The sequence below is a fragment of the Pseudoxanthomonas sp. z9 genome (genome assembly GCF_006542425.1).
Classification (GTDB): Bacteria; Pseudomonadota; Gammaproteobacteria; order Xanthomonadales; family Xanthomonadaceae; genus Pseudoxanthomonas_A.
The window spans coordinates 254,403-275,107 of record NZ_VFID01000003.1; the positions used below are offsets into that span (position 1 = coordinate 254,403).

Below are 20,705 nucleotides of genomic sequence, written 5' to 3' on the forward strand. Positions count from 1 at the left end.
CTCCAGGACATCCCATGAAACGCCGACTTTCGCTGCTGCTTTCCCTGCTCGTGCCCGGTTTCGCGATCGCGGGCGAGCCCATCGATTTCCACTACACCAACCCGCAGGTACTGGCCGCCACCGATGCCCGGGCCGCCGGCGAGGCATGGTTCGCCCGCTGCGCGGCCGGTGGCCAGTTCGCGGATCTGGCTCGTGGCTACGCGCCGGACCCGCGCCTCACCCGCGAACAGCGCGAGGCCGCCGAAAAGGACTTCGATCGCGCCCGTTTCGAGAAAATCGCCCAATCCACCTATGACCGCGTGGTCGCCGATCTGCCGCAAGGGCGGCTGACCCTGTGCGTGGATTTCACCGCGCCCGATGACGCGTTCAGTCGCGATCGCATGCAGGGCGTGATCGCGCTGACCGCCGGCAGCGGCAGGATCGTGGTCAAGCTGCATCCGCAGGCCGACTGGGCGAAGCTGCTGCCGTACGTGCTCGCGCACGAGCTCCATCACAGCTACTGGGCGCAGGAACAGTTCCATCCGGATGCCGCGTTCACCCTCGCCGACTATCTGGTATTCGAAGGCCGCGCCGACTACTACGCCAACCAGGTGTTCGGCGCGCACCCGGCCCCGTGGATCCACGCCCTGGACGATACCCAGTACACCGCGACCCTGGCCGCGTTCCGCCCCAACCTGGGAGAGACCTCGCCGCAGGTATTGATGGGCGCCATGTTCGGCAATCCGCAGGCCGGCATCCCGATGTGGGCGGGCTACACGGTGGGCTACCGCCTCGTCGCCGCGCGCCTGGACGGCAAACCGCACGACTGGGCGGCCATCACCGCGATGAAGGCCGCCGAGTTCATGCCCGCGGCCGAATGATCAAGCCGAATCATCCAGCCAGTTGACGCCGCTGCGGGAGGGGGGTTCAACCGCCTCCGCCGCCGGGCTTGCCATGAATGCCGCCTTTGGCGAGCACGGCCGGATCCAGCAGCGGCTTCAGCACTTTCTCCGGCAGGCCGGTGACCTCGCGCGCCACGTCGAGCACCGCGCGATTCTCCTTGTAAGCCTGCTTGGCGATGGCCGCGCCCTTCTCATAGCCGATCACCGGGTTCAGCGCGGTCACCAGGATCGGATTGCGGTCCAGCGCCCGCCTGACGTTGTCCTCGCGCACCTTGAGTCCGTCGATGGCGGTGTCGGCCAGCAGGCGCGACACGTTCGCCAGCAACTGGATCGAATCCAGCAGGTTGGCGGCGATCAGCGGCAGGGTCACGTTGAGCTGGAAGTTGCCGGTCTGCCCGGCCACCGTGATCGCGGTGTGGTGGCCCATCACCTGCGCGCACACCATCACGGTCGCTTCCGGAATCACCGGATTGACCTTGCCCGGCATGATCGAGCTGCCCGGCTGCAGGGCCGGCAATTCGATTTCGCCCAGTCCCGCGAGCGGACCGGCATTCATCCAGCGCAGGTCGTTGGCGATCTTGGTCAGCGCCACGGCCAGTGCGCTCAGCTGGCCGGACAGTTCGACCGCGTCGTCCTGCGCCGCCAGGCCTTCGAACTTGTTGCCGGCGCTCTCGAACCGCGTGCCGGTTTGCTTCGACAGTGCCTTCGCCACCCGCGCACCGAAACGCGGGTCGGCGTTGATGCCGGTGCCGATCGCGGTGCCGCCCAGTGGCAGCCGGCGCAGCCGCCTGAGGCTGTCGGCGATACGCTCCTCGGCCGAGGCCAACTGCGCCGACCAGGCCGAGAATTCCTGGGCGAAGGTCAGTGGCATCGCGTCCATCAGATGGGTGCGGCCGGTCTTGACGATCCTGCCGAGCGCCTTGCCGCGCCGATCGATGGTCCGGCGCAGGTGCTTCACCGCCGGCAGCAGGTCTTCCAGCACGGCCAGTTGCGCGGAGACGCGGATGGCCGTGGGGATGACGTCGTTGGAACTCTGGCCCAGGTTGACGTGATCATTCGGATGCACGCCCTTGCGTCCGGCCTTGCCGGAACGGTTGGCGAGCGCGGCAATCACCTCGTTGGCATTCATGTTCGACGAGGTACCCGAGCCGGTCTGGTAGATATCGATCGGGAAATGCGCATCGTGTTCGCCGACGGCCACTTCCAGCGCGGCGGCGCGGATGGCCCGCGCGGTGACCTGCGGCAACAGGCCCAGGCCGGCGTTCACCTCGGCGGCGGCGGCCTTGATCAGGCCCAGCGCGCGGATGAAGCCGCGCGGCATCGGCCGGCCGGAAATGGGGAAGTTCTGCACCGCGCGCTGGGTCTGCGCGCCCCAGAGGGCGTCGGCGGGGACCCGCAGCTCGCCCATGCTGTCCCGTTCCACCCGGGTCCGTTCGTCGCGGGCCGCACCCGCCTTGGTTTTCCTGCTCATCAGCGCCTCCTGTGGGGATGATCTACGGCTGGCGCCGGGTGGTGGAACCGGCTGCTTGCGAGGGCCGCCAGCATACGCCAGGCCGGCCGGAGGCCGTCTCGCGGTAAACTAGAACGCTCCTTTTCAGCCCCACGCCCCCCATGTCGGAATCCGCCCTGCTCGCCCTGTCCCCGCTCGATGGCCGCTACGCCGGCAAGGTCGACGCCCTGCGTCCCATCTTTTCCGAGTACGGGCTGATCCGGGCGCGGATCAAGGTGGAGGTCGAATGGCTGCTGGCGCTGGCCGCCGAGCCCGGCATCGTCGAACTGCCGGCATTCTCCGACGCGGCCGCCGCCCGCCTGCGCGCGCTGGCCGAAGGCTTCTCGGTCACCGACGCGGCCCGGGTCAAGGAGATCGAGCGCACCACCAACCACGACGTCAAGGCGGTGGAGTACTTCATCAAGGAACGCCTGAAGGACGATGCCGAGCTCGCCCCGGCGCTGGAATTCGTCCATTTCGCCTGCACCAGCGAGGACATCAACAACCTCAGCTACGGCCTGATGCTGGAACAGGCCCGCCGCGAGGTGCTGCTGCCGTCGCTGGACGCCGTCGCCGCCTCGCTGCGCGCGCTGGCCCACGCCCAGGCCGGCCAGCCGATGCTCTCGCGCACCCACGGCCAGACCGCCTCGCCGACCACCCTGGGCAAGGAAATCGCCAACGTGGTCGCACGCCTGGAACGCCAGCGCCGGCAGATCGCGACGGTCGAGCTGACCGGCAAGATCAACGGCGCGGTCGGCAACTACAACGCCCATGTCGCCAGCTATCCGGACGTGGACTGGCCTGCGTTCGCGCAGCGCTTCGTCGAAAGCCTGGGCCTGGTCTTCAATCCCTACACCACCCAGATCGAGCCGCACGACAACGTGGCCGAAATCGGCGACGCCGCGCGCCGCGCCAACATCATCCTGATCGACCTGGCCCGCGACATCTGGGGCTACATCTCGCTGGGCTACTTCAAGCAGAAGCTCAAGGAAGGCGAAGTCGGCTCCTCGACCATGCCGCACAAGGTCAATCCGATCGACTTCGAGAACGCCGAAGGCAATTTCGGCCTGGCCAACGCACTGTTCGAGCATTTCAGCGCCAAGCTGCCGATCAGCCGCTGGCAGCGCGACCTCACCGACTCCACCGTGCTGCGCGCGCTGGGCACCGCCTTCGGCCACAGCCAGGTGGCGCTGGATTCGCTGGCCAAGGGCCTGGGCAAACTGGAAGTGAACCCGCAGCGCCTGGACGCCGATCTCGACGCGGCCTGGGAAGTGCTGGCCGAAGCCGTGCAGACGGTGATGCGCCGGCACGGCCTGCCCAATCCCTACGAACAACTCAAGGCGCTCACCCGCGGCCAGGGCATCACCGCCGATTCGATGCGTGCCTTCATCGAATCGCTGGAACTGCCCGCCGACGCCAAGCAGCGCCTGCGCGAGATGACGCCGGGCGGTTACACCGGCCTGGCCGAAACGCTGGCCCGGAAGATCTGACACCGCCCGGATTCCGCACGCCGACGCCGCAGGACCGCTCCCATGCAACTGCTGATCAACCTCGACGTGCCGGATCTGCAAGCCGCCGAAGCGCTGTACCGGCAAGCATTCGGCCTGACCACCGGACGCCGCTTCGGCGACGACGTGGTGGAACTGCTGGGCGCGCAGGCGCCCATCTATCTGCTGCGCGCCACCGCCGGCAGCGAGGGCGCGCCCGGTTCACTCCGCCACTACGATCGCCATTGGACGCCGGTGCACCTGGACGTGGTGGTCGAGGATCTGGACACGGCGCTGGCCGCCGCCGTCGAGGCCGGCCTCCACCCTGAAACCCCCATCCGCGAAGCCCGCTGGGGCCGCATCGTGCGCCTGGCCGACCCCTTCGGCCACGGCTGGTGCCTGCTGCAGTTCGTTGGCCGCGGTTACGACGAGATCGCCACATGAAGCTTCTTCCGACCAGGGTGTTCCTCCCGGCCGCCGCGTTCCTGCTGTTGTCCGCGCTGTCTCCTGGCCGCGCCTGGGCGAACGATTCCACCGCCACCTGCCCGGCCGAACCGCGCTGGGACGATCCGGCCACGCCGCTGCGCCTGCACGGCAATACCTGGTTCGTCGGCACCTGCGGCATCAGCGCGCTGCTGATCACCTCGCCGCAGGGACATGTCCTGATCGACAGCGGCACCGCCGCGGGCGGGCGCCAGGTGCTGGCCAACATCCGCGCGCTCGGATTCCGCCCGGAAGACGTGCGCGCCATCGTGATCTCGCACGAGCATTTCGATCACGTCGGCGGCCTGGCCGATCTGCAGCGGGCCACCGGCGCGCCGGTCCTGGCGCGCGAACCGGCCGCCGCCACGCTGCGCCGTGGCGCCAATGACCGCAGCGATCCCCAGTTCGGGCAACTCGAATCCTTCGCGCCGGTCGCCAACGTGCGCACCATCGGCGACGAGGAAACCGTCACCGTCGGTCCGCTGTCGCTGAAGTCCATTCCCACGCCGGGCCATACCCCGGGCGCGGCGTCCTGGACCTGGCGTTCCTGCGATGGCGGCGAGTGCCGCCAGTTCGTCTATGCCGACAGTCTCTCCGCGTTCTCCAGCGACCAGTACCGTTTCGGCGACGAGCAGGCCCATCCCGGTTACGTCGCCGCCTTCCGGCAAGCCCTGGATCGGGTCGCCGCGCTGGACTGCGACATCCTGGTGACGCCGCATCCGTCCGCCAGCCGCCTGTGGTCCCGCGTCGGCCCCGGCGCCAGCGAACCGCTCGCGAATACCAACGCCTGCCGCGACTACGCGCAGTCCGCGCGCGAACGCCTGGACAAGCGCCTGGCCGACGAAGCCGCTCCCGTTCCCGCGAACTCCCCACGCCCATGATCGAAGTCCACGCCACCGCCAAGCATTTCCTCGGCATGCCCGCCGCGCGTTTCCTGCGCGAGTACTGGCAGAAGAAGCCCTTGCTTATCCGCAACGCGTTCGCGCATTTCCAGTCGCCCATCCAGCCGGACGACCTGGCCGGCCTGGCCTGCGAGGAAGGCGCGCTCTCGCGCATCGTCATGCACGATCGCGAACGCGACGCCTGGACCCTGCGCACCGGCCCGTTCCAGGAAGAGGAGTTCCCCGGCATGCCACACCACGACTGGACCCTGCTGGTGCAGGACGTGGACAAGTGGGATCCGGACGTGCGCGCGTTGCTGGCGCATTTCGATTTCCTGCCGCGTTGGCGGCTGGACGACATCATGATCAGCTTCGCCGCCACCGGCGGCTCGGTCGGCGCGCACGTGGATCAGTACGACGTGTTCCTGCTGCAGGCGCAGGGCCAGCGCCGCTGGCAGATCGACGGCGGCGAGAATCCGCCGCTCGGCTTCCGCGACGACGTCGAGCTCAAGCTGCTGCGCGAGTTCACGCCCACCCACGACTGGGTGCTGGATCCGGGCGACATGCTGTACCTGCCGCCGGCCGTGCCCCACCACGGCGTGGCGGTGAATCCGTGCCTGACCATCTCCGTGGGCATGCGCGCGCCCTCCTCCGCCGAACTGATCAGCGACTACCTCGACACCCTGGTGGCCGATGCCGACGACAGCCTGCGCTACCACGACGAGGATCTGGCGCCGCCGCGCGATCCCAACGAAATCGACGCCGCGGCGATGACCCGGGTGGTCGAGGCGCTGAATGTGCTGCGCATGAACGATCCGGATCGCCTGGGCGACTGGTTCGGCCGTTTCATCACCACCTATCGCGCCGCCGGCGATGTCGCGCCCGCGCCGGAACAGCGCTCGCGCATCGAAATCGAATGGGATCTCGAACACGGCGCGCGGCTGTACCGCCATCCGTTCTCCCGGCTGGCCTGGCGGCGCGCGCGCAAGGGCGCGACCCTGTTCTGCTCGGGCCACGATTACGCAATGCCGGTGGCGGACGCGCGCACCCTGGCCGCGGCGGAGACGCTTGACGGCCACGGCTACGCCGGCCTGTCGGCCACCGGCCGCGACGCGGTGATGGCGCTGCTCGCCCAGGGCCATTACCAACTGGTGCTGGCGGGAGAAGAGGATTGAACACCGCCGGCTTCCGGGTCGAGCCGGTCGAGTACGCCCTGCAGCGGGACGATCTGCTGCGGGTGCGCGAAACCGTGTTCGTGCAGGAACAGCAGGTCCCGCTCGAAGAGGAACGCGACGCCATGGATCCGCTCTGCCGGCACGTACTGGCGCGTGATGACGCCGGCAGGCCCATCGGCACCGGGCGACTGACCCCGGAACACCGGATTGGCCGGATGGCGGTCCTGCGGGAATGGCGTGGGCGCGGTGTCGGCGATGCCCTGCTGGCCGCGCTGCTGGCCGAGGCGCGCCAGCGCCGCCTGCCGGAACTGACCCTCAACGCCCAGGTCAGCGCCGAAACCTTCTATGCCCGGCATGGGTTCGTGCCCTACGGCCCGCGCTTCCACGAGGCCGGGATCGAGCACCAGGCCATGCGCCGGCGCCTGGACGGGGCCACCGCCATCGAGGACGTGGCCGGGGCCCGGGCCACCTTCCTCGCCCTGGCCGGCGACAGCCACCGCCGGCTGCGGATCTACAGCCGGGACCTGGAACCGGGCCTGTTCGATGCCCCGGAGGTGCTGGACGCCCTGCGCCGGCTGGCGACCCGCCCCGGCGCGGTGGAAATCCAGGTGCTGCTGCAGGAAGCCGGCGCTCCCCAGCGCCGGCAGGCACCGCTGCTGCCATTGGCCCAGCGCCTGCCCAGCGTGTTCCTGTTCCGCGAAGTGCACGACCCGGTGGACCGCAACTATCCCTCGGCCTATCTCGTCAACGACGCCGATGGCTACTACTTCCGCCCGCTGGGGCATCGTTTCGACGGCGAAGCGGACCTGGACGCGGCCGGCCGCGCGCGCCAGCTGCGCGAGGAATTCGCCCACGTGTGGGAACGCGCCCGCCCGTGCACCGAGTATCGCGCGCTGGGACTGTAACCTTCTCCACGCGAGGTTGCGGAAATCCGCGGGAATCGCGTCGATTGTGTCCGGTTTGTCATCCGCGTGGCCCAGACTGCGCCTTTAGTCCAATACCTTTATGCCCCGTTCCCGCCTTGCGGGTATAATTTTGGGGTTGTCTTCCGCCCGCGCGGGCCCACATCGAATCCGCCGACCCCGTCCCTCCAAGACCATTCCGACAGCAAGCACCTCATCGCCATCGTGGACAATCTCCTGAAGCAGTTTGCGCAATCCTCGCAACTCAACGGAGGCAATGCCTCCTACGTCGAAGACCTGTACGAGCAATACCTGGTCGACCCGGACAGCGTGGGTCCCAAATGGAAGGCCTACTTCGACGGTTTCAAGGGCCGCGAGGCCGGTGACGTGCCCCACTCGGTGGTCATCGAGCAGATTGCCGCGGCCTCGCGCCAGGCAGCGAACAATGGCCATGTGGCGGCCCCGGCCGGCGGCGACGAGCGCGAGCGCAATGTCGGCCGCCTGATCACCGCCTACCGTTCGCGCGGCCATCTGGGCGCCAACCTGGACCCCCTGGGCCTGAGCCCGCCGATGAATCCGCCGGATCTCGGCTTGGCCTTCCATGACCTGTCCGACAAGGATCTGGACAGCGAATTCAGCACCGGCAACGTGGCCGGCCAGCCGCGCATGAAGCTGCGCGACCTGCTGACCCGCCTGAAGGCCGCCTATACCGGCTCGATCGGCGCCGAATTCATGCATATCCCCGAGGTCGAGCAGCGCCAGTGGCTGTACCAGCGGCTGGAAGCGGCCGCCGGCAACTACGGCCTGGACGCGGCGGCCAAGCAGCGCACCCTGGAGCGGTTGACCGCCGCCGAGGGCCTGGAGCGCTACCTGCACACCAAGTACGTCGGCCAGAAGCGCTTCTCGCTGGAAGGCGGCGATTCGCTGATCCCGCTGCTGGACACGCTGATCCACCGCGCCGGTGCCGGCGCGGTCAAGGACATCGTGGTCGGCATGGCCCACCGCGGCCGCCTCAACGTGCTGGTCAACACGCTGGGCAAGAGCCCGCGCAAGCTGTTCGACGAGTTCGAGGGCAAGTTCGAGCACGACAACAGCCTGGCCCACGCCGGCGACGTGAAGTACCACATGGGCTTCTCGGCCGACATCGCCACCCCCGGCGGTCCGGTCCACCTGGCACTGGCCTTCAACCCCTCGCACCTGGAAATCGTCGATCCGGTCGTGGCCGGCAGCGTGCGTTCGCGCCAGGAGCGCCGCAACGACACCTCCCGCCAGGCGGTGCTGCCGATCATCATGCACGGCGACGCCGCGTTCGCCGGCCAGGGCGTGGTGATGGAACTGTTCCAGATGTCGCAGGCGCGCGGTTTCGCGGTCGGCGGCACCCTGCATGTCGTCATCAACAACCAGATCGGCTTCACCACCAGCGCCCGCGATGACGCCCGCTCCACCCTGTACTGCACCGACGTGGCCAAGATGATCGGCGCCCCGGTGCTGCACGTGAACGGCGACGATCCGGAAGCGGTGGTGTTCTGCGCCAACCTGGCCTACGAGTTCCGCCAGCAGTTCAAGAAGGACGTGGTCATCGACCTGGTCTGCTATCGCCGCCACGGCCACAACGAAGCCGACGAGCCGGCGGCGACCCAGCCGCTGATGTACCAGACCATCCGCAAGCACCCGACCACCCGCGAGCTGTATGCGGCCAAGCTGGAAGGCGCCGGCGTGGTGCCCGCCGAAGGCGGCAAGGCGCTGGTCGATCAGTACCGCGACAAGCTGGATTCGGGCGAATACACCACCGAGCTGGCCAAGCAGAAGGGCGACGAACTGGCGATCGACTGGTCGAAGTACGTGTCCGGCAAGCTCAGCGATCCGGTCGACACCAAGGTCAAGCGCAAGGCGCTGGATTCGCTGGCCAAGATCATCAACACCATTCCGGCCGGGGTGACCCTGCATCCGCGCGTGGCCAAGATCTACGACGATCGCGCCAAGATGGCTTCCGGCGAACTGCCCGGCGACTGGGGCTTCGCCGAGAACCTGGCCTACGCCACCCTGCTGGCGGAAGGCAACGGCCTGCGCCTGGTCGGCCAGGATGCGGGCCGCGGCACCTTCTTCCATCGCCACGCAATCCTGCACGATCAGAAGACCGACAGCTATTTCCTGCCGCTGCGGCAGCTGGTGGAATCTCCGGAGCAGGCCACGATCATCGATTCGCTGCTCAGCGAAGAAGCGGTGATGGCGTTCGAATACGGCTTCTCCACCACCGATCCCAACACGCTGTGCATCTGGGAAGCGCAGTTCGGCGACTTCGCCAACGGCGCGCAGGTGGTGATCGATCAGTTCATCGCCGCCGGCGAGGCCAAGTGGGGACGGGTCAGTGGCCTGACCCTGCTGCTTCCGCATGGCTACGAAGGCCAGGGCCCCGAGCACAGCTCGGCCCGCCTGGAGCGCTTCCTGCAGCTGTGCGCGCTGGAGAACATGCTGGTCTGCGTGCCGACCACGCCCGCGCAGGCCTACCACATGCTGCGCCGGCAGATGCGCATGACCACCCGCAAGCCGCTGGTGGTGATGACGCCGAAGTCGCTGCTGCGCCACAAGCTGGCCGTGTCCACCCTGGACGAACTGGCCAACGGCGAGTTCCAGCACCTGATTCCGGACAACGCCGCCGACCCGAAGAAGGTCAAGCGCGTCGTGCTGTGCTCGGGCAAGGTCTACTACGACCTGCTGGAAGACCAGCAGAAGCGCGGTCAGGACGACGTCGCGCTGGTCCGCATCGAACAGCTGTACCCGTTCCCGCGTCCGCAGCTGGCCGCCGAGCTCAAGCGCTTCGGCAAGGCCACCGACGTGGTCTGGTGCCAGGAAGAGCCGCAGAACCAGGGCGCGTGGTACCAGATCCGCCACCACCTCAACGCCTGCCTGGGCGAGAAGCAGAGCCTGCACTACGCCGGCCGCCCGCGCTCGCCCTCGCCCGCCGCCGGCCATTTCGCCGAGCACGTCGAGGAACAGCTGAAGCTGGTCGCCGACGCGCTGGTCAACAAGTTCGAAAACGACGTGGTCGCCGAGTAAGCGGCGCCCGCATTCCACCCTTCAAAGCACGCCACCAAAAAAAACAGGACGCCTCCATCCATGGCCACTGAAGTCAAAGTTCCGGTTCTCCCCGAATCCGTCTCCGACGCCACCATCGCCACCTGGCACAAGAAGGTCGGCGACGCGGTCAAGCGCGACGAGAACCTGCTGGATCTGGAAACCGACAAGGTCGTGCTCGAAGTGCCGTCCCCGGTCGACGGCGTGATCAAGGAAATCAAGTTCAAGGAAGGCGACACCGTGACCAGCCAGCAGCTGCTGGCGATCATCGAGGAAGGCGCGGTCGCCGCCGCTGCCGCGCCGGCCGCCGAGGCACCCAAGGCCGAAGCCCCGAAGGCCGCGGCGCCCGCCGCCGCTGCTCCTGCTCCTGCTCAGGCCGCCAAATCCGCCCCGGCCCCCGCCGCCACCGCCGGCGTCGAGTCCCTGCCGCCGGGTGCGCGCTTCACCGCCGTCACCCAGGGCATCGATCCGTCGCAGGTCGAAGGCACCGGTCGTCGCGGCGCGGTCACCAAGGAAGACCTGGTCAACTACGCCAGCGGCAAGACCGCCGGCGTGTCCGGTGGCGCCCGTCCGGAAGAGCGCGTGCCGATGACCCGCATCCGCGCCCGCATCGCCGAGCGCCTGATGCAGTCCAAGAACTCCATCGCCATGCTGACCTCGTTCAACGAGGTCAACCTGGGCAAGGTCATGGCGATGCGCAAGGAACTGGGCGAATCGTTCGAGAAGGCCAACGGCATCAAGCTGGGCTTCATGAGCTTCTTCGCCAAGGCCGCCGCCAACGCGCTGCAGCGCCATCCGGTGGTCAACGCCTCGGTCGACGGCAACGACATCATCTACCACGGCTACGCCGACATCTCGATCGCCGTGTCCACCGACAAGGGCCTGGTCACCCCGGTGCTGCGCAACGTCGAGCGCCAGAGCTTCGCCGACATCGAAAAGGGCATCGCCGACTACGCCAAGAAGGCGCGTGACGGCAAGCTGGGCCTGGAAGACCTGCAGGGCGGCACCTTCACCATCACCAACGGCGGCACCTTCGGTTCGCTGATGTCCACCCCGATCGTCAACCCGCCGCAGAGCGCCATCCTCGGCATGCACGCGATCAAGGAACGCGCCATCGTCGAGAACGGCCAGGTCGTGGCCGCGCCGATGATGTACATCGCGCTGTCCTACGATCACCGCATCATCGACGGCAAGGACGCGGTGCTGTTCCTGGTCGACATCAAGAACCAGCTGGAAAACCCGCACCGCATGCTGCTTGGCATGTAAGCGACGGGAATCGGGAATGGAGAATCGGGAATCGTCAAAGCCCGCTCCATCCCGCTTTTGCGATTCCCCATTCCCAATTCACCATTCCCGTGTGAGCGAAGCATGAGCGAACAACAACAATTCGACGTCGTCGTCATCGGTGCCGGTCCCGCCGGCTATCACGCCGCCATCCGCGCCGCGCAGCTGGGCATGAAGGTCGCCTGCATCGACGCCGCGCTGGGCAAGGACGGCAAGCCGGCCCTGGGCGGCACCTGCCTGCGCGTGGGCTGCGTGCCCTCCAAGGCGCTGCTGGACAGCTCGCGCCAGTTCTACAACCTGCAGCACCTGTTCGGCGAGCACGGCATCAGCACCAAGGACGCCAAGATCGACGTCGCCACGATGGTGGGCCGCAAGGACAAGATCGTGAAGCAGTTCACCGGCGGCATCGCGATGCTGTTCAAGGCCAACAAGATCACCCCGTTCTACGGCTTCGGCCAGCTGCAGCCGGGCAACGTGGTCAAGGTCAAGCAGCACGACGGCAGCGAGGTCGAGCTCAAGGGCACCAACGTGATCCTGGCGGCCGGTTCTGATTCCATCGAACTGCCGTTCGCCAAGTTCGACAACGAATACATCGTCGACAACGTCGGCGCGCTCGACTTCACCGTCGTGCCCAAGCGCCTGGCCGTGATCGGCGCCGGCGTGATCGGCCTGGAACTGGGCAGCGTGTGGAAGCGCCTGGGCGCCGAAGTCACCATCCTGGAAGCCCTGCCCGATTTCCTCGCCGTCGCCGATGCCGAAGTGGCCAAGACCGCGGCGCGCGAATTCAAGAAGCAGGGCCTGGATATCCGCCTCGGCGCCAAGGTCAGCAAGACCGAAATCACCGGCAAGGGCAAGACCAAGGAAGTCGTGGTCACCTACACCGATGCCGAAGGCGAGAAGACCCTGACCGTGGACAAGCTGCTGGTGGCCGTGGGCCGCCGCGCCGCCACCAAGGGCGTGCTGGCCGACGGTACCGGCGTGAAGCTCAACGAGCGCGGCCAGATCGAGGTCGACGAGCATTGCCACACCGGCGTCGACGGCGTCTGGGCGATCGGCGACTGCGTGCGCGGCCCGATGCTGGCGCACAAGGGTTTCGAGGAAGGCATCGCGGTGGCCGAACTGATCGCCGGCCTGCCCGGCCACGTCAACTTCGACACCGTGCCGTGGGTGATCTACACCGAACCGGAAATCGCCTGGGTCGGCAAGACCGAGCAGCAGCTCAAGGCCGAAGGCACGCCGTACAAGACCGGCAGCTTCCCGTTCGCCGCGATTGCCCGCGCCGTCGCGATGGGCGAGCCGGCGGGCTTCGTCAAGGTCATCGCCCACGCGGAAACCGACCGCGTGCTGGGCCTGCACCTGGTCGGCGTCGGCGTCTCGGAACTGGTGCACGAAGGCGTGCTGACCATGGAGTTCAACGGCTCGGCCGACGACCTGGCCCGCATCTGCCACGCCCATCCGACCCTGTCCGAGGCCATCCACGACGCCGCCATGGCGGTGGACAAGCGTTCGATCCACAAGGCCAATTGACAGCCGGGAATGGGGAATCGGGAATGGAGAATCGAAGGATGCTCCTTTCCATCCCCGCTCCCCGTTTCATACGACGCCGGGCAAGCCCGGCGTCGTGCGTTTCGGCTTTCCACGATTCTCCATTCCCGATTCCCCATTCCCATCCATGAAAAGCATCTGTGTCTATTGCGGCTCCAATGCCGGCAGCAAGCCCCTTTACGCCGAACGCGCGGTCGCGCTGGGTGATCGCATCGCCTGCGAGGGGCTGCAACTGGTCTACGGCGGCGGCAACGTCGGCCTGATGGGGATCGTCGCCGATGCGGTGCTGGCCGGCGGAGGCGAGGTCGTCGGGGTGATTCCCGAGCAGTTGGTCAACTGGGAAGTCGCGCACAAGGGCGTGACCCGGCTGGAAGTGGTCGCCAACATGCACGAGCGCAAGAAGCGCATGTTCGACCTGTCCGACGCCTTCGTCGCCCTGCCCGGCGGCTTCGGTACCTTGGACGAGATGTTCGAAATGCTGACCTGGCGCCAGCTCGGCATCGGCGACAAGCCCTGCGCGTTCCTGGATGCCGATGGCTTCTATGCGCCACTGATGGGCATGATCGACCGCATGGTCGAAGAACGCTTCCTGCACCCTGACCAGCGCAAGGACCTGTGGCACGGCGAGGACCTCAGCGCGATGTTCGACTGGATGAATGCCTATCAGCCGGCCCAGGCGTCGAAATGGATGGATGAGAAGCGGCGCAAGTCACTGCGCTGAGGCGACAGCCAAAGCACTTACCGCCGTCGTCCCGGGGAACGCCGGGAACTATTTTGACTTCCAGAGTCCACGGCAGATGGAATCTGCCATCCTGCGCGAAAAGGCATTGAAGGCATGGAAGCGGATCTGGAAGATCCAGTTCATCGAGGATGCCAACCCCCAGTGACGGGATCCGTATCCGGACATCCTCCCGTCCACCTGTTGATAGTCCCGGAACCCGAGCGCCCCACATGACCCTGCCCACCTCGTTCAACGCCTTCCGCATCCACAACGACGCCAGCGGCTACCGCGGCGGCATCGAAACGATTTCGCTGGACGATCTGAATCCCGGCGAGGTGCTGATCAAGACCGCGTACTCCTCGGTGAACTTCAAGGACGCGCTGGCCGGCACCGGCGAAGGCAAAATCCTGCGCCGGTTCCCGCTGGTCGGCGGCATCGACGTGGCCGGGCACGTGGTGGCCTCCACTGATCCGGCCTTCCGCGAAGGCGACGAAGTGCTGGTCACCGGCTGCGGCCTCAGTGAAACCCGCGACGGCGGCTACGGCGAATACGCCCGGCTGGAGGCGAAGTGGGTGATTCCCCTGCCCAAAGGTCTAAGCCTGCGCGAAAGCATGATCCTGGGCACGGCCGGCTTCACCGCCGCGCTGGCGCTGTACCGGATGCGCGACAACCGCCAGACGCCGGACCTGGGGCCGCTGGCGGTCACCGGCGCGACCGGCGGCGTGGGTACGCTGGCGGTCAACATCTTCAGCCGCGCCGGCTACGAGGTGCACGCCATCAGCGGCAAGCCCGAGCACGCTGACTTCCTGAAGTCGCTGGGTGCCGGCGAGGTATTGGGACGCGACGCATTGGCCACCCGCCGGCCCATGGAATCGGCCCGCTTCGGCGGCGGCCTGGACAACGTGGGCGGACCAATGCTGGCCAGCCTGCTGGCCCAGACCGTGCCCTATGGCAATGTCGCCAGCGCGGGGCTGGCCGCGACCACCGAACTGGACATCACGGTCATGCCGTTCATCATCCGGGGCGTATCGCTCGTCGGCGTGGCCTCGGCCGGCACCGCGCGCGCCATCCGCGACGACATCTGGCGGCATTTGGCCGACGACTGGAAACCGGCCCGCCTGGACGCCATCTGCACCCGCGAAACCACGCTGGACGGGCTGCCGGAGGTGTTCAGGAACATGCTTTCCGGGGGCTCGTTCGGCCGTACCCTGGTCACTTTCTGAGGGCCGTCGGGGGCCGCCCGACGGCGTGTCCGGGAACGCCCCCGTTTCTTTCTCCCGGGCCCGCTCCTACAATCGGTGCGGGGACAATTTGGGGACATCCGGGGAACTCCATGGCACGCATTCTGATCGTCGACGATTCACCTTCGCAGTTGCTGGGCATCCAGCGCATCGTCGAAAAACTGGGGCACGAGTCCCTCACCGCCGAGGACGGCGCCGCGGGCGTGGAAGTGGCCAAGCGCGAGCTGCCGGACATGGTGCTGATGGACGTGGTGATGCCCAACCTCAACGGCTTCCAGGCCACCCGCACGCTGAGCCGTGAAGCCAGCACCAAGCACATCCCGGTCATCCTGGTGACCACCAAGGACCAGGACACCGACCGCATGTGGGGCCTGCGCCAGGGCGCCAAGGCCTACCTGACCAAGCCGTTCTCCGAGGACGAGCTGGCCGAGGTCATCGAGCGCGTGTTCAACGCGCGCGAGCTGCCGGAACCGCCCGCGGCCTGATTCGCCCGGCAACCAGACGCAAACAAGAAGAGCAGGCCTGGGCCTGCTCTTCTTGTTTGGGCAGCGCATGTTTCCCCCTGTGGGAGCGACGTCAGTCGCGATTCGCGAACGCGACTAGCCATCCGGGGAATCGCGACTGACGTCGCTCCCACAAGAGGTCGTTACGGCTTCTCGTCGAAGGCCCGGGCCAGCACGCGATAGGCTTCCCGCTGCTCCTCGCTGGTGGCGCGCGGCGCGGTGATTTCCAGTTCGACGATCTGATCGCCGGCCGGATTGCCCGGCAAGCCGCGACCACGCAGGCGCAGCTTGCGTCCGGCCTCCGAGTCCGGCGGAATCTTCACTTCGACCTCGCCGCCCAGGGTCGGCACCGTCATCGACGCGCCCAGCGCCGCCTGCCAGGGCGCCACCGGCAACACATGGATGATGTTGCGGCCATCGACCTCGAACTGCGGGTGCGCGGCGTACTCGATTTCCAGCAGCAGGTTGCCACCGCTGCCGCCCTGCCCGGCCAGGCGGATGACCTGGCCCGGCTTGATGCCCTTGGGCACCTTGACCTCGAGCTGACGGCCATTGACGTTCACCCGCACGCTGCCGCCGTCGTGGACCGCCTGCAAGGGCACGGCCAGTTTGGCGCGCGAGTCGCGCGGCGCATGCGGTCCCCGCGCCTGCGCACCGTCAGCACGTCCACGGCGACCGAAAAGACCCTCGAAAAAGTCGCTGAAGCCGCCACCACCGCCGGTGCTGCCGAAGACCTCGTCGAAGTCGAAGTTCTGTCCGCCATAGCCGCCCTGGCCGAAATCAGGCGGCGGCCGGAACTCCTCGCCGGGGCGATAACCGCGCGCGCGCAACTGGTCATACGCCGCGCGCTTCTGCGGATCGCGCAGCGCCTCGTACGCCTCGTTGACCGCCTTGAACTGATCCTCCGCGCCGGCCTCCTTGCTGACGTCGGGATGGTACTTGCGCGCCATCCGCCGGTACGCCGTCTTGATCTCGGCATCGCCGGCGCTCGGTTCAACGCCCAGTACCGCGTAGTAGTCCTTGAATTGCATCGGGTCTCCACTGGAAAACCGCGCCTGCCGGCCGCCGGCGGGACACGGAGGCCCGCGAAGCGGGCGCCACGCGCCAATTCTAGCGGTTGGCGCGCCGCTTGCCGGGATGGGTCATCAGACCACCCCGGGCGCGGATGTGGTCGGATTCACGCCGCGGGCATGCCTTCGTAACGCGCGCCGTTGGCGAGGCGGGCTAAACTCCATTCAGCCTTCCTCACCAGGATCCGACCATGACCATCCAGATTGGCGAGCAAATCCCCGAAGTCATCCTCAAGCGCATCCGCGACGGCGTCGAAACCGTGGACACGCGTGCACTGTTCGAGGGCCGCAAGGCCGTGCTGTTCGCGGTGCCCGGCGCATTCACCCCGACCTGTTCGGAAAAGCACCTGCCCAGCTTCGTCCAGCATTTTGACGAATTCCGCAAGCGCGGCATCGAAGTGTTCTGCGTGTCGGTCAACGACCCGTTCGTCATGCAGGCATGGGGCAAGACCCAGCACGTGCCCGACGGCCTGCAGATGCTCGCCGACGGCAACGCCGATCTGGTCAAGGCGCTCGGCCTGCAGATGGACGCCAGCAGCTACGGCATGGGTATCCGCGCGCGTCGCTTCGCGCTCTATGCCGAGGACGGCGTGGTCCGCAACCTGTTCATCGAGGCGCCCGGCGAATACAAGGTGTCTTCGGCCGAGCACGTGCTGGCGAATATCGGCTGAGCGGCTCCATGCGCCAGCGGGAGTTGGCACTGCATGCGCGGTTGGCTGCGCGTGTCTCCGCGCCGCGCCTGCAGATGGCGGTCATCGTCGCCATCACCGCCTTCTCCGGCTTCCTGGCTTCGGTGCTCCTTGCCTCAGCCGGCATGGATTCCATGTGGCTGCGCTACCCGGTCTGCGTCGTCATTGCCTATCTGGTGTTCCTGGCGCAAATCTGGCTCTGGCGTCGATGGCGGGAAGTGGACACGCCGGGGCTCGCGGGTCCGGGCGGCCCGTCCAACGGGGAAAGCCCTGGCGTTCCGGATTGGTCCGGTTCCGGTGGCAACTCCGGCGGCGCCGGAGCCAGCGCACGGTTCGAGGCTCCCCCAACGGCAAGCGCTGGCGACATGGACGCGGAAGCGGTGGACCTATCGATCTCCGATGCGAACCTCGATATCGAGCATGTCTGGATACTGCCCCTGCTTGGCATCCTGGCCGGAGTACTGATTGTGCTCGTCTGGGTGATCTGGAGCTCTCCCATACTCCTGTCGGAACTTGCTCTCGACGCGGTGCTGTCCACTGGTTTGTACCGCAAGTTGAGACGGACCCAGGCCGAAGACTGGCTTTACACGACGCTGCGCCACACGGGTTGGCCTTTTGTGGCCGCGGTGCTGTGTTCCTTCGTCCTGGGGGTGAGCCTGCATGCCATCGCTCCTGGTTCCACGACGCTGGGTGAAGTATTTGCCATCAAGCAATGGTGAGGCTGCACCAAGCAAACCATGAGCAGACGGCACTAGTTCAAAACACTGAAACTCACCCGCGCCCACGCGCCGCTGTCGGCCAGCGCCGTCAGCGTGTGCCGGCCCGGTTCTTCGAAATCGCGCATGAACGGGCGCGCGCCCTGGGTCTCGGCGATCCACTTTCCGTCCAGCAGCCATTGCACGCGGGCTTCGGTGCCGAGCGCGCGCAACTGCAGGCGTACGCCATGTTCGCTGCCCGGCGCGCGCGCCAGGGTGGCGCGGTCGTTGATGCCGTCGATGCGCAGTTCTTCCGATGCTTCGCGGCCATCGTCCACGCAATCCGGCGACAGCGTCGGCAAGCGTGACTGCGCGCGGGTCTGCGCGCCCAACCACGGCGAGGCCAGCGCTGGCCAGCGGGCGACGCGCCGGGTCCGCGACGCATGCGGGCGCGCGCATTCGGCGGACAGGCGCAGGCCGGTCGCCGCATCCACCTCGAACACCTCCGTGCCCGCGCTCCAGCGGCGCGCGTCGCGCTCGGCCAGGGTGGGCGGCGTCGCGCCGTCGAGCGTCCATGCCTTCATCCGCCGCTGGCAGAGTTCCGGCGCGTCGGCTTCCGGCGGCAGGCCCAGCGGCCAGCAGATCTCGGTTTCGGCGACGTTCGCCGGCGGTGGCGAGGCGGCGGCATCGCCGCGCGCGCGCGGCAGGCTGTCGATGATCTCGAACATCAGCGGCAATGCGGTGACCGCGCCGTACTGTCCCGGCAACGGCGTGCCGTCCGGCCTGCCGACCCACACGCCTACGGTGTAGCGGCGCGTGCTGCCCAATGCCCACGCATCGCGGAAGCCGTAGCTCGTTCCGGTCTTCCACGCCACCCGCGGGCGCATCGCCGTGTCGAACGCGCCCTGTCCGTAACCGGGCCGCGGATGCGATTCCAGAATTTCGCGGACGATCCACGCCGCGCCGGGCGAGACCAGCCGGCGATCCTCGCGCACGTCCTGCGGCGTGTAACGCACCCGCCCTGCCAGGCCACCGCGATTGAACGCCGCGAACGCACCGACCAGATCCTCCAGGCGCGCACCAGTGCCGCCAAGAATCAGCGCAAGGTTCGGTGACGCGCCACGCGGATACTTCAGTGCGATGCCGGCATTGGCCAGGCGCGCGGAAAACCGCGCCGGCCCCACCCGGTCCAGCAGATCCACCGCCGGCACGTTGAGCGACAGGCGCAGGGCTTCCGCCGCGCCGATCGGCCCGTTGAAGGCGGCATCGAAATTGCCGGGCCGATATCCCCCGAACGACTGCGGCGCATCGACCAGCAGGCTTTCGGAATGGATCAGGCCGTCATCCAGCGCCAGCCCGTACAGAAATGGCTTGAGGGTCGAGCCCGGCGAACGCCAGGCCTGCACCATGTCCACGTGGCCCAGGCGTTCCTTGTCGCCGAAGGTCACCGATCCGACGTAGGCGCGCGCTTCCATGCTGGCATTGTCGATCACCAGCAGGGCCGCCGAGGTGCGCGCCGGCAGTTGCGAGAAGTAGGCCGCCACCCGCTCTTCCAGCGTGCGCTGCAGGTCCGCATCCACGCTCGATTCGATGCGTGCCGCGCGCGGTTGCCGCTGGCGCAGGCGCTCGGCGAGCAGCGCCGCCGACAGCGGCGGCTGCAGGGAACGCGCCACCACCGGTTCGATGCGCGCCTCCTCCACCTGCGCGGGCGTCCAGACGCCCAGCGCGACCATCCGCGCCAGCACCTTGTCGCGCGCCGCGCGCGCGGCATCGGGATGGCGATCCGGACGCAAGCGGCTGGGCGATTGCGGCAGCACCGCCAGCAGCGCCGCCTCGGCCTGCGACAGGCGCGTGGCGGGTTTGCCGAGATAGGCCCAACTGGCCGCCTCCACGCCTTCGATGGTGCCGCCGAACGGCGCGCGCTCCAGGTACAGCGAGAGGATGTCGCGCTTGGACAGGTGCGCTTCCAGTTGTACGGCTCGCAGCAACTGCTTGAGCTTGCCCCAGGGCGTGCGTGTGTGCGGATCCAGGATACGCGCCACCTGCATGGTCAGGGTCGAGCCACCGGACACGATCCGTCCGCGCTGCAGCCATTGTCCGCCCGCGCGCAGCATCGCCCAGGGATTGACGCCGGGATGCTTCCAGAACCAGCGATCCTCGTAGTTCAGCAGGGCATCCAGGTACAGCGGCGACACGCTTTCCGGTGTGGCCGGATAGCGCCAGACGCCGTCACGATCAGCGAAGGCGCGCAGCGGCGTGCCATCGCGCGCAACCACCAGCGTGCTGGTGTCGCGTGCCTTCGGCAGTGGCGGCGGAAACAGCAGGTCCAGCAACAGCAACGACAACAGCACTCCCACCGCGCCCCAGCGCAGCACGGCTGGCCAGCGCAGCGCGCGCAAGCGCCGCCATGCGCGTTGCCAGCGGGACATCCTCGAACCAACCATCAGTCACGTATCACGTCAGTGGCCACATCCGCACCGCACATGGGCGGCCTGACCGCATCCGCGGTCCCGGCCCTCCTCGCATCCCGGGAAGCAGGGAACCGGCATCGCTCGATTTCCGACGCCCCGGTCCCGACTCCCCA

17 protein-coding genes are annotated in these 20,705 nt (G+C 67.7%); 14 read left to right on the plus strand and 3 right to left on the minus strand.

Translation table 11 applies throughout. The features are described 5' to 3' along the window. The first annotated feature begins 14 nt into the window (after positions 1-14). A complete protein-coding gene (locus FG323_RS03650) occupies positions 15-860 on the plus strand; it encodes a DUF2268 domain-containing putative Zn-dependent protease (RefSeq protein WP_141453078.1) in 846 nt (281 codons plus the stop codon). A gap of 46 nt (positions 861-906) precedes the next feature. Here the strand turns inward: FG323_RS03650 and FG323_RS03655 are convergent, their stop codons facing one another. After that, the gene (locus FG323_RS03655; protein WP_141453079.1) at positions 907-2,352 is read right to left on the minus strand and encodes a class II fumarate hydratase; all 1,446 of its coding nucleotides are present in this window, start codon (positions 2,350-2,352) and stop codon (positions 907-909) included. Between the two features lie 140 nt (positions 2,353-2,492). Between FG323_RS03655 and purB the strand changes: the two genes are divergently transcribed. The 11 genes from purB to pilH all read left to right on the plus strand — a co-directional run bounded on the left by purB (position 2,493) and on the right by pilH (position 15,649). After that, positions 2,493-3,860: an adenylosuccinate lyase gene (gene purB / locus FG323_RS03665; RefSeq protein ID WP_141453080.1), complete on the plus strand. Its 1,368-nt coding sequence runs from the start codon at positions 2,493-2,495 to the stop codon at positions 3,858-3,860. A gap of 42 nt (positions 3,861-3,902) precedes the next feature. Next, complete coding sequence (locus FG323_RS03670; RefSeq protein WP_141453081.1) at positions 3,903-4,301, plus strand: VOC family protein; 399 nt, start codon at positions 3,903-3,905, stop codon at positions 4,299-4,301. After that, a complete protein-coding gene (gene bla, locus FG323_RS03675; protein WP_141453082.1) occupies positions 4,298-5,221 on the plus strand; it encodes a subclass B3 metallo-beta-lactamase in 924 nt (307 codons plus the stop codon). Before FG323_RS03670 ends, bla begins: the two co-directional genes overlap by 4 nt. Continuing rightward, positions 5,218-6,396, plus strand: a complete 1,179-nt coding sequence (locus tag FG323_RS03680) for a cupin domain-containing protein (RefSeq protein WP_141453083.1) — start codon at positions 5,218-5,220, stop codon at positions 6,394-6,396. The genes bla and FG323_RS03680 overlap by 4 nt, the downstream gene beginning before the upstream one ends. A 38-nt stretch (positions 6,397-6,434) precedes the next feature. After that, positions 6,435-7,301: a GNAT family N-acetyltransferase gene (locus FG323_RS03685; protein ID WP_255470023.1), complete on the plus strand. Its 867-nt coding sequence runs from the start codon at positions 6,435-6,437 to the stop codon at positions 7,299-7,301. Positions 7,302-7,523: 222 nt separating this feature from the next. Beyond that, positions 7,524-10,355: a 2-oxoglutarate dehydrogenase E1 component gene (locus FG323_RS03690; protein ID WP_141453085.1), complete on the plus strand. Its 2,832-nt coding sequence runs from the start codon at positions 7,524-7,526 to the stop codon at positions 10,353-10,355. A gap of 60 nt (positions 10,356-10,415) precedes the next feature. Next, positions 10,416-11,639, plus strand: coding sequence for a dihydrolipoyllysine-residue succinyltransferase (gene sucB / locus FG323_RS03695; RefSeq protein ID WP_141453086.1), 1,224 nt, complete (start codon positions 10,416-10,418; stop codon positions 11,637-11,639). 102 nt (positions 11,640-11,741) lie between these two features. Continuing rightward, the gene (gene lpdA / locus FG323_RS03700) at positions 11,742-13,184 is read left to right on the plus strand and encodes a dihydrolipoyl dehydrogenase (protein ID WP_141453087.1); all 1,443 of its coding nucleotides are present in this window, start codon (positions 11,742-11,744) and stop codon (positions 13,182-13,184) included. Between the two features lie 145 nt (positions 13,185-13,329). Then, a complete protein-coding gene (locus tag FG323_RS03705; protein WP_141453088.1) occupies positions 13,330-13,923 on the plus strand; it encodes a TIGR00730 family Rossman fold protein in 594 nt (197 codons plus the stop codon). 230 nt (positions 13,924-14,153) lie between these two features. Then, positions 14,154-15,146, plus strand: a complete 993-nt coding sequence (locus tag FG323_RS03715; RefSeq protein ID WP_141453089.1) for a YhdH/YhfP family quinone oxidoreductase — start codon at positions 14,154-14,156, stop codon at positions 15,144-15,146. A gap of 110 nt (positions 15,147-15,256) precedes the next feature. Further along, positions 15,257-15,649 (plus strand): twitching motility response regulator PilH, encoded by a 393-nt coding sequence (gene pilH, locus FG323_RS03720; RefSeq protein WP_141453090.1) that lies wholly within the window; start codon positions 15,257-15,259, stop codon positions 15,647-15,649. Between the two features lie 161 nt (positions 15,650-15,810). On the opposite strand, the gene FG323_RS03725 is transcribed toward pilH, so the two are convergent. Further along, positions 15,811-16,698 carry a DnaJ C-terminal domain-containing protein gene (locus FG323_RS03725; protein ID WP_141453091.1) on the minus strand — a complete coding sequence of 296 codons (888 nt, stop codon included), beginning with the start codon at positions 16,696-16,698 and terminating at the stop codon, positions 15,811-15,813. Positions 16,699-16,928: 230 nt separating this feature from the next. Between FG323_RS03725 and FG323_RS03730 the strand changes: the two genes are divergently transcribed. Both FG323_RS03730 and FG323_RS03735 read left to right on the plus strand, forming a co-directional pair. Continuing rightward, positions 16,929-17,408 carry a peroxiredoxin gene (locus tag FG323_RS03730; protein ID WP_141453092.1) on the plus strand — a complete coding sequence of 160 codons (480 nt, stop codon included), beginning with the start codon at positions 16,929-16,931 and terminating at the stop codon, positions 17,406-17,408. A gap of 8 nt (positions 17,409-17,416) precedes the next feature. Then, positions 17,417-18,145, plus strand: coding sequence for a hypothetical protein (locus FG323_RS03735; protein WP_141453093.1), 729 nt, complete (start codon positions 17,417-17,419; stop codon positions 18,143-18,145). Positions 18,146-18,177: 32 nt separating this feature from the next. On the opposite strand, the gene pbpC is transcribed toward FG323_RS03735, so the two are convergent. Beyond that, on the minus strand, positions 18,178-20,550 hold the full coding sequence (gene pbpC / locus FG323_RS03740; RefSeq protein ID WP_255470010.1) for a penicillin-binding protein 1C: 2,373 nt from the start codon (positions 20,548-20,550) through the stop codon (positions 18,178-18,180). Positions 20,551-20,705 lie beyond the last annotated feature (155 nt).